The 632-nt window shown below is 48.1% G+C and carries 1 protein-coding gene; it reads left to right on the forward strand.

All coding sequences use genetic code 11. The features are described 5' to 3' along the window. Positions 1–49: 49 nt before the first annotated feature. Positions 50–632, forward strand: a 583-nt coding sequence (tilS, locus tag R7040_RS27535; RefSeq protein ID WP_318097753.1) for a tRNA lysidine(34) synthetase TilS, incomplete at its 3' end; no start/stop codon positions are given.

Below are 632 nucleotides of genomic sequence, written 5' to 3' on the forward strand. Positions count from 1 at the left end.
GAAAGGGTTGGACAATGTCCAACCCTTTTTTGTACCTATCGGATCGCTTATGGAATCGCTTTACCAGCAGTTTTCTCATGTATTGAACACCTATTATCAACCTCAAACGAAGGTCGTTGTCGCGTTTAGTGGTGGTGTGGACTCGCGCTTGTTACTTGAGTTACTTCGCCGTTATCGAGAAGAAAACACCCTCTCTTGCCACGCGGTTTATGTTCATCATGGTTTGAGTGAAAATGCGGACATTTGGGCCGATAAGTGTCAAGTATGGGCGAAACAAGCAGGTATTTCGTGCTCGGTAGAGCGTGTGAACCTAGATACCAATAGTGGTGAGAGCATTGAATCGCTGGCACGTGAAGCGCGCTATGAAGCTCTGGCTCGTCATATCAATCGTGGCGACTTATTGCTAACAGGTCAGCATGCCGACGACCAAGTCGAAACATTTTTACTCGCGTTGAAACGTGGAAGTGGACCTAAGGGCTTATCTTCGATGGCAGAAAGTGTGCCGTTTGCTGGTGGCACATTAGTTCGTCCGCTACTTAACACCAGGCGCGAGCAGATGGAAGCGACGGCGAAGAACATTGGTTTGGAATGGGTAGAAGACGAAAGTAACCAAGACACGCGCTACGATAGAA

The organism is Vibrio sp. 1069 (genome assembly GCF_033340555.1).